The sequence below is a fragment of the Aneurinibacillus uraniidurans genome, assembly GCF_028471905.1.
Classification (GTDB): domain Bacteria; phylum Bacillota; class Bacilli; order Aneurinibacillales; family Aneurinibacillaceae; genus Aneurinibacillus; species Aneurinibacillus uraniidurans.
This window is the reverse complement of sequence record NZ_CP116902.1, coordinates 2,318,515-2,334,246: the sequence shown is the minus strand read 5'-3', so window position 1 is coordinate 2,334,246 and position 15,732 is coordinate 2,318,515. Positions and strand designations below refer to the sequence as shown.

Below are 15,732 nucleotides of genomic sequence, written 5' to 3'. Positions count from 1 at the left end.
GAAAAATATGCTATTTGCCGCGTTCGGATAAAAGCTGGGAAACGGTAACGAACTGAAACCCTTCTTTTTCGAGCCGATCAAGAATGGTTTCGACTGCCTGTACGGTCTGAGTGCGATCACGCCCGAAATCATGCATGAGCACAATATTGCCAGGTCGGGCGTTTCGGCACACATGTTCGGCGATTTTTGCGGCTCTTGGGTTGGCCCAGTCTTTTGTATCTTGCGTCCAGGACCACATAATAATACGATGTCCCCCCGCAGCTTTCGCAGCTTTCACAACTTTCTCGCTATATTGTCCACCTGGTGGTCGGAATAAGATTGGTTTTTGGCCGATTGTTTGTTCAATAACCGTATCCGTACGGCGGATTTCATTTTCTAGTTCCGCCCCTTTGATTCTAGACGGAGACGGGTGGTTATATGTGTGATTGGCAATCTCATGTCCTTGCTTTTTCATCTGCTGAACGAGATCAGGATGGCGTTCTACCCGTTGTCCAACGACAAAAAAAGTGGCGTGTGCATGGTGTTTTTCAAGAGCTGCCATAATTTGTTTCGTGTAAAGGGGATGTGGGCCATCATCAAATGTAAGCGCGATGTATTTTTTTGTTGTAGACACGTCCCATATAATATCACCGGTTGCCTCCCAGTACGCACGGGTTCGCTTTCCGGCATAAGCAGCAGATCCGTTCCCTACGAACAGAATGAAAGACAGTACAAGCAGGCTGATGATACGGATGTTCATGGCAGTCGGTCTCCTTTCCGAAACGTAATGATATGACTAGTGTGTGTATTTTCCCCGTATCTCATGAGTGAATCTGTTATAATGGCGAAGAAAAGGGAGGGATGCGTATGATGGGACGAAGCCATCTTGCATTTGGGATTATGAGCGGCCTGCTCGTTGCCCAAGGGGTGCAGGCGCCACTTCCAGAAGGAGTAGGGATAACGGCGTTGGCTGCGGCATCAGCACTTGTTCCAGATCTTGATGTGGACGGTCTTTTAATGCGGCGACTTACGGAGCGTCCGCTTATATGGATCCGCCGTCTGTTTGGATACGTGGGTGTGATACTCATTTTGCTTAGCTACTTTCCCAGTACGCGCAATGAACAGTTTGGAACTGCGATTGTCGGTTTGCTCTGTCTCGGGGTCGGGTTTGTGTTAAAGGATCAATCGGCTCGTCGCTGGATGCTATCCTTAATGGGTGTGCTGCTTGCTGCAGGTAGCTTGTATTGGCGTCTTGGCGAGCATGTGTTTACATTGCCTGGGCTGACACAGGGAATACAGGGGAGTGAGCGCTGGCTTATCTGGCTTGGCTTATTTATTGCCGTCATTCCGCATTTTCCACATCGTACATATTCTCACACGTTATGGGCACTTGCTGTCTGGGGGGCGATCTGGTACGAAGCAGAAGCGTCACTTCGGATAGGAGGGCTGTTTATGGCAGGGATTATCGGGTATGCTTCGCACTTGTTGGCGGATACGCTAACGGTTTCAGGTGTGCGGTATTTGCATCCGTTTCCGCCTACTGTGCGTCTGCCGTTAATTCGTACGAAAAAAGATCGGGCTCGTGAGCATCTGATTGTGATTGTTTTCGGAGTAGCCACTGTACTTCTCTGGTTTTCCGGTTCTCATCTTCCGCTTGAAATCTTAACGAAATCTTAATATAGTTAAGGTCGACGAATGAAATCAGCAGCGGATAAAGGGGATAATGGAAATGAAACCATTTGTTTCGGTAATCGGGACTATTTTTATTGATTGTAAAGGCTTTGCAGCACAAGCATACCAGCCAGATGGTCGGAATCTTGGCAGCATTCAGTTCGTACACGGTGGTGTAGGGCGTAATGTTGCGGAGAATCTGGCAAACCTGGAAGTGCCGACTGGACTTGTGTCGTCGGTAGATCGGACAGGTCTTGGGGATGAGGTGCTCGCGCGCCTGGCGCGGGTGAATGTGGAGACGAAGCACGTACAAGCATGCGAAAAGGCAGGCATGGGCATGTGGCTGGCCATTCTTAATGAGAACGGCGATCTGGCTGGCTCGATCTCGCAGATGCCGAACCTTGGCGCATTGGAAGCGGCAGTGAAGCAGCACGGCGATGCTCTCGTGTCTGAATCGACTCATATTGTACTTGAAATCGATCTGACGGAAGCGATCGCTCGCGAGACACTAACGGTAGCTCATCGTTATAACCGACCAGTCTATGGCATTCCAGGCAATCTGGATATTGTTCAGAAGCATCCAGACTTGCTTGACGGGATGGAAGGGTTTATTTGTAATAACTTTGAAGCAGATCAGCTGCTCGGTATAGACTTTACCCATCTTGGACGTGCAGACCAGCAAGCCGCATTGGCGGCATTTGCTGAAAAACACGGTCTGCGCCAGTTCGTTGTTACACTTGGTGAGAATGGGTCTGTATTTTATGATAGCCACACGAAAGAAGCGGGTTATCAGCCGGTATTTCCGGTCAAAATGGTGGATTCAAGCGGAGCGGGGGATGCGTTTTTCTCCGGTACGGTTATGGGACTTGTTCGTGGCTTGACACTTGCAGAAGCAGTTGTATGCGGTACGAAGGTCGCGGCCTGGACGATTGAGTCACCAGAGAACAACTGTCAAACTCTTCGTGATAACATGCAGGCAGATGAAATATTTCAGCAGTTGTTTGTAAAATAAGATTGTAAATCAGAAAGGAGCGGTCTCCAAAGCCAACCAGGGCATGGAGATCGCTCCTTTTTTAATGTTGGTCACGGCGTAGCGGGGTTGAATTTACGATGAAGTACGCAATAATCAGGACAAGGACGACACCGGCGTATAGCAGTGTATGCAGTGGATTGTCGTGGTTAACGATAATCAGCCGAATCATCGCCGTAATTCCGATGTACAGGAAATAGCGCAGGGGAAAGTGATAGTTTTCCTGAAAATACTTGGCGATCATCGCGATGAATTCAAAATACAGGAAGAAAATCAGAACGTGTTCGAGCACTTCATGCACAGCCGGGGCCTGCGTCAGCGACAGTAGGAGCAGTCGTGTTTCTTTAACTAACAGGATGCACAGTACGGCGGCAAGAACAAGAAGAGCCGCATTAAGTATTCCCTGCAACAAGGTTGAGATGGTGATGGAGCGGACCGTCCTTTTTATGGACACATTCATAACATCCTCCAGAACAATAAGGTGGCGTTGCAGCATCATTATACTACGCTCTTTTCGTACAGGGGACTGAGTTTATCGTTTTTTTACAGTTTTTTAACGCTACGGAAGTAGAAACGTGCTCTGCTCTGCCTGTTCGGTCCGCTCATACAGGCTAAGCACATCGTCGCTCCGGCTGCGTCCGTAATACGAAGGGGCAGCATCAATTCGATTGATCCAGATGCGTGGAACACTTCCATCCGGGCGGGAAAGCCACACATCTGCCTCTGTTCCTCGTGCCCGCTGCCAGGCGAGCTGGTTGCTGCGTGGCAAGTATACAGGTGCAATATCGCTCGCACCATTCATTGGTGTGTCGGTTAGCGCACGTGCGACACCGCCTGGAATGGTAACGCCATATAAGCGGGAGGGTGGAGGAGAGGTACTTGCGAACAGTTTGCTTTCTTTTGCACGTGAGACAACAAGATGCGTGTTAGATACCCAGGTCAGATCACGGTCTACGTAGCCGTCTGGCGTAAGCGGCGCAGATGGGACGGCGGTTGGAGAGGAAAGGCGCAGCTTCTTGTTTTCAAACGCATAGCGTCCACCACCTGCGATGTAGGCAAGACGGTTCTCAGAAGGTGCCCAGGCAAACCACAAATCGCTGTTTAACATCTCTCCAATGACACGGAATGTCCGGCCATCCGCCGATACGATGCAGAGCATATCGCTGTCCATAGACAACGAAGCAGTAGGCGAGACGATGAATGCGATCCAGCTGTGATCCGGCGACCATTTGAACGAACTGGTACCGATTGCTTGAATGGTTGCTCCGTCTTTGCTAATTTCATTTGGCAGCGTATAGAGAAGCTGTACTTTTTTTGGATCGAGCTTGGCGTCAGTCGGGACGGTGTACAGCTTTGGATTTGTCCAGCCAGCCGGGGTTAGACAGGCGGCAGAAGACACGAGAAAGCCGCTGCCGTCCGGCTGCCAGCTGTAGTTGTCGACCGCGAGTGCCACATTGCGAAACGGAGTCGGGCCGTCCGGGGTGATGTCGGATACATTTAGCACGCCACCAATCTGGAAGGCAAGTGTATTGTGATCCGGCGCCCAGGCAATCTGACTGGCCCCACCGCTGTATACGGTATGTGTCCGTTTTGTTTTTGTATCATAGACATATAGCTGCTGCTTGGATGTTCCTTGTAGATACGCCACCCATCGGCCATCGGGTGACCAGCACGGTGATGTGCAAGGTTGTCCCTGTGAGATTTTCCACTCGGTTGTACCTTGTTTGATCCAGACGAACCCGTCACGAATAAATGCGGCTGATAGGGAAGCAGAATCAGCAGCGCTACTTGTAGGAACGGATACAAGCAGTAGGCAGAAAAGAAGAAGTGCGCGAAGAAGCATAGCCAGTCCCCCCTTTTTGTATAATCGTGTACATAGTGTAAGGAATTGCAGAGAATTGTATGCGAATGTTGTGTGTATAGAGTAGGCAAATCCGTTCATGATAAGACATGTGGAGGTGGATAGGATGAATCAACTGACCGTACGTGAATTAATGATGATCGAAGATGAGATCCGCGCGGAACAACTGGCAGCCAAAACGATGAACTGGTGTGCTTCTACCTGTCAGGATCAGACGATGCGCACTCAGCTTGAACAGATGGCCGAGCAGCATCAGTTGCGAGTGGGCGAGCTATCTCAATATTTTAATCGTGCTAAGCATATGCAATAAGTAAGGAGGGAATACGATGCCGAATAATATCGCAGGGCATGGCTTGACGGATCGGGAAATGATGCAGCTATGTCTCGAACTGGAAAAAGCACGCATTCGCAGCAGCAGTAGTGCGCTTATGGAGACGAGCCATGAAGAGTTACGCCGCATTTATACACGCAGCTTTGAGACAGCCTGTACGAATCAGCAGCAGCTATTTACCGCGATGCAGCAGCAAGGACTCTATCAAGTAGCGCAGGCGACAGCAGAACAGATCAATGCAGTTCAGCACACGATGCAGAATAACTTAGATCCGGGAAGCAGACTATAAGCAACTAGAGATGGCGGCGATTGCCGTCATTTTTTGCGTGAACCCGCTATCCAATGATAAAATAAGTCCGCATATTACAAAAAAGGCGGTGATTTCATGTACCCAAAAGGACCGATACGCCTGATGTACCGCCTGTATCGTCATATCTTTCCGGCCGTAAAAGCGGAGATCAGCCGATGGCGCACACAGGCCGAACAAATCCCTGATTCTGAATTGCGCAGGCAGGCGCTTGATAGCATCAAAAATAAAACCTTTCACTGTGAAGGCGGCTGTGTGTATGTATCCGCAGAAATGGAACGTGCACCGCAGCTCATCCGATTAATCGTCGCGTATCAGACGATTAGTGATTATCTTGATAACTTGTGCGACCGTTCCACATCAGCGGAGGCGGATAATTTTACCCGACTTCATCAGGCGATGCTCGATGCGGTGAGCGGAGAGCATCCAAGAGATGTGGACTATTATTATGCGTATAACGCAGAAAAAGACGACGGCGGCTATTTGCGTGATCTCGTTGCGACATGCCAAGCCGAAATTGCTCGGCTTCCACAGTATGCTCTGGTGCGGCAGTACGTGATCGAACTGGCGTCTTTGTACTGTGATTTACAAATACATAAGCATGTGACACCTGAACAGCGGGAGTCGCGCCTGTTCGTCTGGTGGCAGGAGAAGCGGCATCTGGCTCCTCTTCTTGAATGGCAGGAGTTCGCGGCAGCTACTGGATCAACGCTTGGGGTGTTTCATCTGTTTCAGGTGGCCTCTTCACATACGCTTACTGCTGGACGTGCGCAGGCGATTCGTGAAGCATATTTTCCATGGGTATGTGCCTTGCACATCTTGCTTGATTATTTAATTGATTTAGAAGAGGACCAGCTTGGTGGAGACTTGAATTTCATCTCCTATTATGGAAATGAACAGCATATCTATCGTCGTCTGCATTACATCGTGGAGCAGGCACAGCAGCATGTCGAGGTGCTGCCAGATGCGAAATTTCATCGGATGATTATCGATGGTCTTCTTGGTCTGTATTTATCCGATGGCAAAGTGCGCCGTCAGCCGATGGTGCGCACGGTTGCCCACTGGATGATCCGTTCAGGCTCACTTCCGGCGAAGTTTTTCTTCCTGAATGGACGCGGCTATCGAGGCAGCAAAGCGATCTTACAGGCCCCACCAGCGGGCAAGTAGTACAGGTTTCCTCACCAGGTAAAATGCGGTATGATAGATACGATGCAAAACTGGGAAAAGGAACGAGTGATTCGCAATGATTGTAACAACACCGCACGAAGCGGGTGCGGCAGTAATTGCACAGGCGCAAGAGCTGGCACGGAAATGGGACGTGCCGTTCGTGGAACGCCGTAAGCAGCCGCTCTCTCGTCTATATGTACATAGCCCGGATGTGCTTGTGGTAACAGAAGCAGGGTTCAAAGCGCACCGTCAAGGAGAAGCGCGACCGCTGTTCTTTCATCCGGGAATGGCAATGCTTCGTATAAAACGCTTGCGTAGCGGCGATACTGATGCCATGGTTCAGGCGTTTGCCCTGATGCCGGGAGATGAGGTGCTTGATTGTACGCTTGGTCTCGCAGGAGATGCGATTGTTGCCTCGTACGCGGTAGGCGCTTCTGGACGTGTGGTGGGTCTAGAGTCGAGAAGCCTGCTGGCTCGTGTCATGACGGATGGACTGATCCGATACGAAAGCGGAATTCAGGAATTAGATGAGGCGATGCGCCGGATTGAAGTGCGGAATGAGCAGCATTTGACTTTTCTTGCACAATGTGAAGATAATAGTTTTGATATTGTATACTTTGATCCGATGTTTTTTGTGCCCATTGAGGCATCGGAGAGCATCTCTCCCCTGCGACCGTTCGCAGATCACACGCCGCTTACCGAGGAAGCGGTGGCGGAAGCGATGCGGGTGGCGCGTCGTCGCGTTGTGATGAAAAACCACAGTCGGAGCCCGGATTTTGCACGGCTTGGATTTACCCGCATTCCGAAGGCAGTAGAGCGTACCTTTACATATGGCATCATCGATACAGGAGGTGATGCGTGATGACAACAAATAGCAGGCAGCGTGTTCTGGCGATTGTCGGCCCCACATCCGTTGGCAAGACGGCGCTCAGCTTAGAGCTTGCGGCTAGACATGATGGAGAGATCATCTCCGGCGACTCGATGCAGTTCTACCGTGGGATGGATATCGGGACTGCCAAGGCGACTGCAGAAGAACGAATGCGTGTGCCCCATCATATGATCGACATTTGCCGCCCTGATGAAGAATTTACAGTTGCGGATTTCCAACGACGAACGACGGAATTAATCGCACAGTTGAACGAAAACAGGAAGCTGCCGATGCTTGTAGGCGGTACTGGCCTGTACGTGCAGTCGGTGTTGTACGAGTATCAGTTCTCGCAAGCAGGGCAAGATGATGCGTATCGTGCTGAGCTCGAACAGTTTGTCGATGTACATGGACGAGAGGCGCTTCATGCTAGGCTTGCGAAGATTGATCCGGTGACAGCTGCCAGACTGCATCCAAATGATGTGAAACGCGTAATTCGTGCGCTTGAGATTCACCATTTGACTGGGCGGTCGATGGCGGAACATCAGGAGCGGAGCGAGCGGTCGCCATATGATCTTCTGATGATTGGCTTAACAATGGATCGAGCTCTTCTGTATGAGCGTATTAACCTGCGGGTTGATATGATGATAGAGCAGGGGCTGATAGAGGAAGTAGCCGGACTGCTTGAGCAGGGGTATGATGCCTCCTTGCGCTCTATGCAGGCGCTAGGATACAAAGAAATTATCGCCTATCTTCAGGGACATATGACACGCGAGGCGGCGATTGAACTTGTGAAGAAGCGGACGCGCAACTTTGCGAAGCGTCAGCTGACATGGTTCCGGGCGATGAAGGATATCGTCTGGTTTGATCTTACACCGGGTACAGACCTTGCGGGGACTTATGAAGCAATTTATAAGTTAACGGAAGGAAAGTTCGGACAAGCGCCGAATATATAAACCTTAATCTTAAAGATAAAAATAGGAGGGTACTTAACATGGCCAATACAATTAATATTCAGGATACGTTTCTTAATCATCTGCGGAAGGAAAACGTGCCTGTTACGATTTACCTCGTGAATGGGTTTCAACTACGTGGTCTGATTAAAGCGTTTGATAATTTTACAGTTGTGATTGATACGGAAGGTAAGCAGCAGCTTGTATACAAGCATGCGATCTCGACATTCCTCCCGCAGCGCCCGGTATCCCTGATGCCGGACAATGCGACTAACAACTAACGTATGGCCACATCGAGCCGGACAGCTACATTGCTGTTCGGTTTTTTTCTGTTTTATCTGCTGACGTTGCTTGTAAAACAGGGTAAGATAAAGGTCGGTAGCAAAGAGAAGCTACTAGAGAAGATAGAAAAAAGCGACAGGAGATATAGGGAACATGAAAAAGGTAACAGCAGTCGTTCTATTCGTGCTGCTCATGTGTGTGACGCTGTATCATGTATCTGGAGAAACAAAACCAAAACTGCCGGATACGGGCGTTGTGGTACTCGGGTATCATCATCTGCTGCGGGACGAAGAAAATAAGAAGTTTCGCGACAATCCATCTGTATTATCGGTGGCAGCGTTCGAGCGCCAGATGTCGTTCTTGCATGAAGCAGGCTATCATACAGCTACCCTTCCGCAGCTGCAGGAATATGTAGAAGGAAAAATAAAGTTGCCGCACCGGACGGTCGTGCTGACATTTGATGATGGGTATCGCAGCAACTATCGGTACGCGTACCCGATCTTGAAAAAGTACGGATATACCGCCACGATATTTGCTATTGGCGATGCGATTCAAGATCGTAACTCTGGCTTTCATCCAGATGAACTTGATTATATTAGCCGGGATGATATGCCAAAATATGTGGACGTCTTCGACATTCAATCGCACACGTATGCCATGCATAATAAAACATTGTGGATTAGCAACATGATTATGAAACCGAAGGCTGCGGTGCTTGCCGATCTGCTAAAATCGAAAGAGATGTTTCATGCTCGTTATTTCGCCTATCCGTATGGCTCGTATACAGCGGAAACCGTTAAGATGGTCAAACAGGCAGGATATGAACTGGCATTTACGACGAAATATGGGAAAGTGCAGCCTGGTGATCCACCGCTCATGCTCAAGCGCATTCTTGTTCATCCAGGTATAACTGATCAGCAGTTTAAAGCAATTTTTTCTGATTGACACGATTGTTCTGACATGATACATTCATATCTGTTGATTTATAACTTAATATGAAGCTTATCAAGAGAGGTGGAGGGACTGGCCCGATGAAACCCGGCAGCGGCGGCATCATGCTATAAGCTGTGCCAATTCCAGCGGAGCGGCTTTACGCGTACTCTGAGAGATAAGAGAGTTAAACATCCCCCTCTTTTGTCTGCACAAAAGAGGTTTTTTGTTTTATATATAAATTATAATGAGGAGGACCTTCGTTGATTTCCATTCGCAATGTAGTTAAAACATACGGCAGTGGCGACACGGCTGTTCATGCGATTAAAAACGCTACGATTGAAATTGAGAAAGGCGAGATTTTTGGAGTAATCGGCTTTAGTGGTGCCGGAAAAAGCTCGCTGATCCGTTGTGTTAATTTGCTTGAACGCCCGACATCCGGTTCGGTTATTATTAACGGGACGGATCTGACAAAACTATCACAAGATCAGCTGCGCCAGGCCCGCCGCAAGATCGGCATGATTTTTCAGCATTTTAACTTACTATCCTCTAGCACCGTGTTTGAGAATGTAGCAGCACCGCTTCGTCTGACGAAAACACCAAAAGCAGACGTTCAGAAAAAAGTAAACGAGCTGCTCGAACTTGTTGGTCTAGCGCATCGTGCGCAAGCGTATCCATCCCAGTTATCTGGTGGTCAGAAGCAGCGTGTGGCGATTGCGCGTGCGCTTGCGAACGATCCGGAAATTTTGCTGTGCGATGAGGCAACCTCTGCCCTCGATCCGCAAACAACAGAGTCCATTCTTGACCTTTTGCTTGATATTAATAAGAAATACGACTTGACGATCATGCTCATTACGCATGAGATGCATGTTGTGAAGAAGATTTGTGATCGGGTAGCGGTTATGGAAGAAGGAAACGTGGTCGAGATGGGGACCGTTCTCGAACTATTCTCTCGTCCACAGCAGCAGACGACCAAAAACTTTATTCGTAATATTTTTGATGATCAGCTTCCGGAAGGTTTTCTGGATCGAGTACAGCATGTGCCTGGGAGCCGTCTTGTGCGTCTAACGTTTATTGGCGAAAGCACCGGGCATCCGGTATTAGCTGAGTTGACAGAGAAGTTTCAATTGAAGCCGAATATTTTGTTTGGCCACATTACCCAAATTAAGGACACGCCATTCGGCTATCTCGTCATTGCCATTAATGGGGATAGTGCGGTGCTTGATAACGCAGTAGAGTATGTGAAGCAGCAAGGAATTGGAGCGGAGGTGATTGAGCATGTTTAATGGAATGGACCCACAGTGGGATTTGTATCTTCCCGCGCTGCAGGACACGTTATACATGGTCGGCCTGTCGGTGTTTTTTGCTACACTCATCGGGATCCCGCTCGGCGTGCTGCTTGTGATCACACGCCCTGGCCACATTATGGAACAGCGTGTCGTGTACCAGATTGTTAGTACGATTATTAATATTATTCGTTCCGTGCCATTCATTATTCTGCTGTTTGCAATCATTCCGTTTACGAAGTTTGTAACAGGTTTATTTATGACAGAAGGAACGTTTATCTTTAAAGAAGGGGCGATCGTGCCGCTTGTTGTGTATGCAGCGCCTTATATCGCGCGTCTGATGGAGTCTGCTCTCTTAGAAGTAGATGCGGGCATCATTGAAGCGTTTCAGGCGATGGGAGCAACACGCCGTCAGATTATCTTTAAAGTAATGTTGAAAGAAGCACGTCCATCTTTAGTGCTTGCGATTACGATTGCATTGATTGGATTGATTGATGCTACGGCGATGGCAGGCGGACTGATTAGTGCAGGCGGACTTGGAAACGTAGCATATACGTACGGATTCCAACGCTGGGATACGCTGGTCATGGTCATCACGGTTGTTATTTTGATCGTCATGGTACAGTGTTTGCAAATGATCGGGAACTTCATTGCCCGCTCGATGCGTAAAGATTAACGTGTGTATACAGGCGGCATGTGCGGAGAAAGTAAGGGGCTTTCTTCGCCAGATCGCCTTTTGTTTTCGAATATGTTTTCGTAATTTTCCACCAGTTTCGGATAGTAAGGAGAGAAGAGACATGAGTTTTATACCTTCGGACGCGATGAACCGACTGCCGACACAGTTTTTTGCCGGTTTGACCCGGAATGTACACCGCATCGTGCAGGCAGGACATGATGTCATTAATGTAGGACAAGGAAATCCTGATCAGCCCACACCGCCGCATATTGTCGCAGCGATGCAGCGGGAGGCAGCGAATCCGCTGCACCATAAATATTCGCCTTTCCAAGGGCGGGATGAACTGAAAGAAGCGATTGCGCACTGGTATAAGCAGGAGCGCGGTGTAGAACTTGATCCGTATACGGAAGTGGCGATTTTATTTGGCGGCAAGGTGGGACTTGTTGAGTTAAGCAACATTTTCTTAAATCCAGGCGACGTCTGCCTTGTACCAGATCCGGGTTATCCAGATTATTGGTCTGGTGTGGCGATGGCAGGTGGGGTAATGGAAATGATGCCGCTGCGTGCTGAAAACGATTTTCGCCCGGATTTTACGAAAATTGCCCCTGATGTTGCGGATCGGGCCAAGATGATGTTTCTAAACTATCCGAACAATCCAACAGGTGCGGTGGCGACGCCAGAACTGATCGAGGAAGCGGTACGGTTCTGCCTTGATCACAACATTTTGCTCGTACATGACTATGCGTACGGTACGATTGGATTCGATGGGGTGACACCGCCAAGCTTCCTTGCTCATCCAGATATGAAGCAGGCCGGGATTGAGGTATATACGTTGTCTAAAACGTACAATATGGCTGGGTGGCGTGTTGGATTTGCGCTTGGAAATGCAGAAGTCATTCGGCTGATCAATTTGTATCAGGATCATTATTTTGTCAGTCTATTCGGGGCGGTACAGATGGCGGCGGTCGAAGCGTTAACCGCTTCCCAGCAGTGTGTGTATGATCTGTGTGCCAAATACGAGTCGCGCCGCAATGCCTTGTATAACGCATTACAGCGCATCGGCTGGCAGGCAAAGCCATCATCTGGTTCCTTTTTTGCCTGGCTGCCGGTTCCAGATGGATATACATCATCGTCATTTGCTGATCTGCTGCTGAACGAAGCGCATGTAGCCGTTGCTCCAGGAGTTGGCTTTGGAGCAGAAGGAGAAGGGTATGTGCGTGTTGGACTGCTCGTGGATGAACCGCGTCTTGAAGAGGCAGCAGAGCGGATTGCACAGTTACAATTGTTCAGATAAGGTGTACCGACACAAAAGAACCCGGACGGGAATGAATCCTGTTCGGGTTCCTCTTGTATACTAGTGTGCTTGGGTTTCGCTATCGCTATCGGTCTTTTGTTCAGCCGGCTCATCTACTTTACAGTCTCCACAAATCCAGTGAGATCCTGTCTCCTGGTTCTGATTTGTTGTTTTGCCGCAGTTATCGCATGTAATCATGTCGTTTCCTCCTAAACAAAAGATGGGATATAGTTCTAGTGTATACGGAATTGCAAAAAAAGCAAATGATGTTAATGAAACAATTTCGGGAGTGAACCGTATACACGATATAAAGACTTGGGGGTAGCGCATAATGAATACAAAACCTGCCTGTATTATTATTCATGCAAGTACGTTTTTTGCTCCGATTATTGTGCCGCTTTTATTTATGCTGCTCGCGCAGGATGATTATGTGAAAGAGAAAGCGACGGAAGCGCTGCTGTTTCATGTGATGATGATAATTGCTGCGGGTATTGCCGCGATTCTTATCATTGTGCTAATTGGATTGGTGCTTGTGCCGATTGTTGGACTTATTGCCCTGTATTATCCGCTGAAAGGGATATGGTACGCCATTGAAGAGCGTCCTTTCCATTATCCGATTGTGCACAACTGGGTGCGATAACGATCAAAGTAAAAAAGTCAGTAATAACGCGGGTTTTGTCTACAAGCAGCGCAACGCTTTCGGGAGATGAATGGAGCATGAGTAGTTCGCATTACAGATCATTTAACGCAATAAAAAGAGCCGGCATAAACCGGCTAGGGGGGTATTGGTATTGTATCTTAGAATTTGGACTACTTAATTATAGATGAATTTTACTTTTACTAGGAGTGCTGAAATGTATATATGGAAAAGGAAGAAATTTAGAGATCAACTTATAAGAGAAGTATACTACAACCACTTTTCGACTGAACATTTAGTCATATTATCCGTTGATATGTATCATGAAAGATATTTAGGTTACAAATATTTAGAGAATAAAAAACTAATAAAAATAATGGAAGTAGAGAACGGGTATTTATTAGAGATCACATTTTCTGGTATTGATTATGTTGAAAATAATAATTTAAAATTATTTAAAGGTACTAGCAAATGGTTATTAAAAAAGTTTATTGTCTATTTTTATTTTTTATTTTGTCTTTGTTTTTCTATTGCTGGAGTATTAGTTATAATGATGAATGATTTCATTTCTAGCTCATATGTAGTAAATACCTTTTCAATTGTTGGCTTCGTTTTCACTGTATTGGGGATGGCTGGGATATTCTATTCCTCTTCTGATAAAAACATGGGGTGTATATATACATTTATTGCTCTGATATTTTTATTTTATGCTCTGTATGTATTAGTCAACCTTGAAGACATTATGGAATCTCATCCGAATATGTTTAACGCTTTTTCTATAATTGGAGTTATCCTCACCTTAATGGGAACATTGTTCGGATATATAATTCCAAGATTTAATAATGATGAAGAATAGATGTAATTTTTGAGGTGATCTGACAATCTAGATAATATAATTAAAAAATTATAGGAAATGTTATTTTTGGCAGTTCCTTTTTTGTTGGGTCGAAAGATAAGTGGGTAAACATGTTTGGTAGAATCGACAATATTTAAGAATTGATGAAGAATGGTAGCTAAAACAATCTGAAGTTTGGCGTGAACATGGCGAGATTTTGGCTTAAGCTTGGCGCGCTGTTTTGGTATAGGGGTGGTATGATGATAGTGTCAGAAGATAAGCGAAGGGGCCGTTCCGAGGGGAGCGGTCTTTTTATATTACTTTCATAGGATTTTATTCAAAATTATACCTAGTAAAACATTTACATTTATAGAAATGTGTTGCTAGTATAGAGAGGTGAGATTGTTACATATAAAAGGGGGAGTTTTGTTGTGAAAAGACCTTATAAATTACTAGCTTCACTTAGTATTGCTACATTATTGTTCTCTGGGTCAAATTTTGTGTTAGCCGCTGATGAGTATACAGAAGATTTAACTAATCCTAACGGTAATATAAAAGCTAGCAGTGCATGGAGCTCTTCTTTTACTGCACAAAAAGCCTTTGATAATAGAAGTGATACATACACTTGGGCTACTAAAGAAGGGGTTCCTACAGGTTGGTTAGAGTATGAATTTGATGTTCCTAAAAAAATATCTAAATATACTTTGAGAACTAGGACGCAGCTGGTTGTCCCAGGAGAAACACCAAAAACATGGGACTTCGAAGCCTTTGATGGTCAAAAATGGATTGTTTTGGATCATCAAGAAAATATAACAAATTGGAAAAATAGGAATGAATTCGTATTCGATAATGATAAGGCATACTCTAAATATAGAATCAATATATCGGCTAACAATGGAGCTAGAAACTATGTAACTATTGAAGAAGTAGAAATGATGGAGAAAATCGCTCCTCCTGTCACCACAGCACCAACTCTTGATATCCAAGCTCCACAAACGACTGTAGCTGGCGGAACAGAGTTCACAACATACGCTATCGTTAAAAACGCTAAAGACCTATACGCTGAGGATGTAAAAGTTAAGTACGATACAAATCTTTTCGAATTCGTAAAGGCAGAACCAGCAAGCACTGGCTTACATATTTACCATGAGAAGCAAGAAGCACCTGGTGAGCTGCGATTCATCGTAGCAAGTAATGGTGAGCAATATGGAGTGAACGGGGAAGCGCAACTGCTGAAGCTAACGTTCAAAGCGAAGAACGTCCCAGGCAAAGGGAAAATTGATATTTCCGCTGGTCTAGTAGCTGACTCCAAAGGTACTGAGGTAGAACCAACTGTTGACGGTGAGGAAATTACGGTAACAGGTGGCTTCGATGCCGATGTTAATGGAGATGGTAAGTATAGCTTGGGTGATGTAGCTATTGCCGGATTCCATCACTCCAAAGATAAAGCTCAGTGGACAAACCCGAAAGCTGACGTCGATAAAAACGATAAAGTAGAAGATAATGACCTGGTGCTGATCGTACAGAAAATCCTGAATCCGTAAGATGGACAAGTAAGTCGTTCCAAATGGGACGGCTTTTTCTCTGGCTTGAAGGAAAATAGTTCCTTATGACGAAGTGATTGGTGA

General features: G+C 46.8%; 19 protein-coding genes, 1 pseudogene and 1 riboswitch. Of the genes and pseudogenes, 15 read left to right on the top strand and 5 right to left on the bottom strand.

The window, feature by feature from the left end; genetic code table 11:
• Positions 1-10: 10 nt before the first annotated feature.
• The gene (locus tag PO771_RS11645) at positions 11-739 is read right to left on the bottom strand and encodes a polysaccharide deacetylase family protein (protein ID WP_272559842.1); all 729 of its coding nucleotides are present in this window, start codon (positions 737-739) and stop codon (positions 11-13) included.
• 107 nt (positions 740-846) lie between these two features.
• Here PO771_RS11645 and PO771_RS11640 point away from each other — a divergent pair, with 107 nt between their 5' ends.
• Positions 847-1,656 (top strand): metal-dependent hydrolase, encoded by an 810-nt coding sequence (locus tag PO771_RS11640; RefSeq protein ID WP_272559841.1) that lies wholly within the window; start codon positions 847-849, stop codon positions 1,654-1,656.
• A gap of 52 nt (positions 1,657-1,708) precedes the next feature.
• Positions 1,709-2,662: a carbohydrate kinase family protein gene (locus PO771_RS11635; protein WP_272559840.1), complete on the top strand. Its 954-nt coding sequence runs from the start codon at positions 1,709-1,711 to the stop codon at positions 2,660-2,662.
• A 61-nt stretch (positions 2,663-2,723) separates the two neighbouring features.
• Here PO771_RS11635 and psiE read toward each other — a convergent pair whose 3' ends face one another.
• Both psiE and PO771_RS11625 read right to left on the bottom strand, forming a co-directional pair.
• Positions 2,724-3,140, bottom strand: coding sequence for a phosphate-starvation-inducible protein PsiE (gene psiE, locus PO771_RS11630; RefSeq protein ID WP_272559839.1), 417 nt, complete (start codon positions 3,138-3,140; stop codon positions 2,724-2,726).
• Between the two features lie 99 nt (positions 3,141-3,239).
• Complete coding sequence (locus PO771_RS11625; protein ID WP_272559838.1) at positions 3,240-4,523, bottom strand: TolB-like translocation protein; 1,284 nt, start codon at positions 4,521-4,523, stop codon at positions 3,240-3,242.
• A 124-nt stretch (positions 4,524-4,647) separates the two neighbouring features.
• Between PO771_RS11625 and PO771_RS11620 the strand changes: the two genes are divergently transcribed.
• The 3 genes from PO771_RS11620 (at position 4,648) to PO771_RS11610 (ending at position 6,346) form a co-directional block, all read left to right on the top strand.
• Positions 4,648-4,851, top strand: coding sequence for a hypothetical protein (locus PO771_RS11620; protein ID WP_272559837.1), 204 nt, complete (start codon positions 4,648-4,650; stop codon positions 4,849-4,851).
• Between the two features lie 16 nt (positions 4,852-4,867).
• Positions 4,868-5,161, top strand: a complete 294-nt coding sequence (locus PO771_RS11615) for a spore coat protein (RefSeq protein WP_272559836.1) — start codon at positions 4,868-4,870, stop codon at positions 5,159-5,161.
• A gap of 96 nt (positions 5,162-5,257) precedes the next feature.
• The gene (locus tag PO771_RS11610; protein ID WP_272559835.1) at positions 5,258-6,346 is read left to right on the top strand and encodes a tetraprenyl-beta-curcumene synthase family protein; all 1,089 of its coding nucleotides are present in this window, start codon (positions 5,258-5,260) and stop codon (positions 6,344-6,346) included.
• A gap of 7 nt (positions 6,347-6,353) precedes the next feature.
• Here PO771_RS11610 and PO771_RS19455 read toward each other — a convergent pair.
• Positions 6,354-6,443: pseudogene (locus tag PO771_RS19455) on the bottom strand (hypothetical protein); the annotation flags it as partial.
• On the opposite strand from PO771_RS19455, the gene PO771_RS11605 reads away from it, so the two are divergent.
• The 7 genes from PO771_RS11605 (at position 6,423) to PO771_RS11575 (ending at position 12,632) form a co-directional block, all read left to right on the top strand.
• Positions 6,423-7,208: a class I SAM-dependent methyltransferase gene (locus PO771_RS11605; protein ID WP_272559834.1), complete on the top strand. Its 786-nt coding sequence runs from the start codon at positions 6,423-6,425 to the stop codon at positions 7,206-7,208. The pseudogene PO771_RS19455 and the gene PO771_RS11605 sit on opposite strands and share 21 nt — an antisense overlap.
• The gene (miaA, locus tag PO771_RS11600) at positions 7,208-8,167 is read left to right on the top strand and encodes a tRNA (adenosine(37)-N6)-dimethylallyltransferase MiaA (protein ID WP_272563150.1); all 960 of its coding nucleotides are present in this window, start codon (positions 7,208-7,210) and stop codon (positions 8,165-8,167) included. The genes PO771_RS11605 and miaA overlap by 1 nt, the downstream gene beginning before the upstream one ends.
• 38 nt (positions 8,168-8,205) lie before the next feature.
• Positions 8,206-8,445 carry an RNA chaperone Hfq gene (hfq, locus tag PO771_RS11595; protein ID WP_272559833.1) on the top strand — a complete coding sequence of 80 codons (240 nt, stop codon included), beginning with the start codon at positions 8,206-8,208 and terminating at the stop codon, positions 8,443-8,445.
• A 154-nt stretch (positions 8,446-8,599) separates the two neighbouring features.
• Complete coding sequence (locus PO771_RS11590; RefSeq protein ID WP_272559832.1) at positions 8,600-9,391, top strand: polysaccharide deacetylase family protein; 792 nt, start codon at positions 8,600-8,602, stop codon at positions 9,389-9,391.
• Positions 9,392-9,445: 54 nt separating this feature from the next.
• Positions 9,446-9,561, top strand: a riboswitch (SAM riboswitch).
• A 78-nt stretch (positions 9,562-9,639) separates the two neighbouring features.
• Positions 9,640-10,662, top strand: coding sequence for a methionine ABC transporter ATP-binding protein (locus tag PO771_RS11585; RefSeq protein ID WP_272559831.1), 1,023 nt, complete (start codon positions 9,640-9,642; stop codon positions 10,660-10,662).
• Positions 10,655-11,338: a methionine ABC transporter permease gene (locus PO771_RS11580; RefSeq protein WP_272559830.1), complete on the top strand. Its 684-nt coding sequence runs from the start codon at positions 10,655-10,657 to the stop codon at positions 11,336-11,338. The genes PO771_RS11585 and PO771_RS11580 overlap by 8 nt, the downstream gene beginning before the upstream one ends.
• Positions 11,339-11,459: 121 nt before the next feature.
• Positions 11,460-12,632 (top strand): pyridoxal phosphate-dependent aminotransferase, encoded by a 1,173-nt coding sequence (locus tag PO771_RS11575; RefSeq protein ID WP_272559829.1) that lies wholly within the window; start codon positions 11,460-11,462, stop codon positions 12,630-12,632.
• 60 nt (positions 12,633-12,692) lie between these two features.
• Here the strand turns inward: PO771_RS11575 and PO771_RS11570 are convergent, their stop codons facing one another.
• Positions 12,693-12,830 (bottom strand): hypothetical protein, encoded by a 138-nt coding sequence (locus PO771_RS11570; RefSeq protein ID WP_272559828.1) that lies wholly within the window; start codon positions 12,828-12,830, stop codon positions 12,693-12,695.
• Between the two features lie 133 nt (positions 12,831-12,963).
• Between PO771_RS11570 and PO771_RS11565 the strand changes: the two genes are divergently transcribed.
• The 3 genes from PO771_RS11565 (at position 12,964) to PO771_RS11555 (ending at position 15,648) form a co-directional block, all read left to right on the top strand.
• On the top strand, positions 12,964-13,272 hold the full coding sequence (locus PO771_RS11565; RefSeq protein ID WP_272559827.1) for a magnetosome magnetite crystal formation protein family: 309 nt from the start codon (positions 12,964-12,966) through the stop codon (positions 13,270-13,272).
• Between the two features lie 214 nt (positions 13,273-13,486).
• Positions 13,487-14,125, top strand: coding sequence for a hypothetical protein (locus PO771_RS11560; RefSeq protein WP_272559826.1), 639 nt, complete (start codon positions 13,487-13,489; stop codon positions 14,123-14,125).
• Positions 14,126-14,535: 410 nt separating this feature from the next.
• Complete coding sequence (locus tag PO771_RS11555; protein ID WP_272559825.1) at positions 14,536-15,648, top strand: cohesin domain-containing protein; 1,113 nt, start codon at positions 14,536-14,538, stop codon at positions 15,646-15,648.
• Positions 15,649-15,732 lie beyond the last annotated feature (84 nt).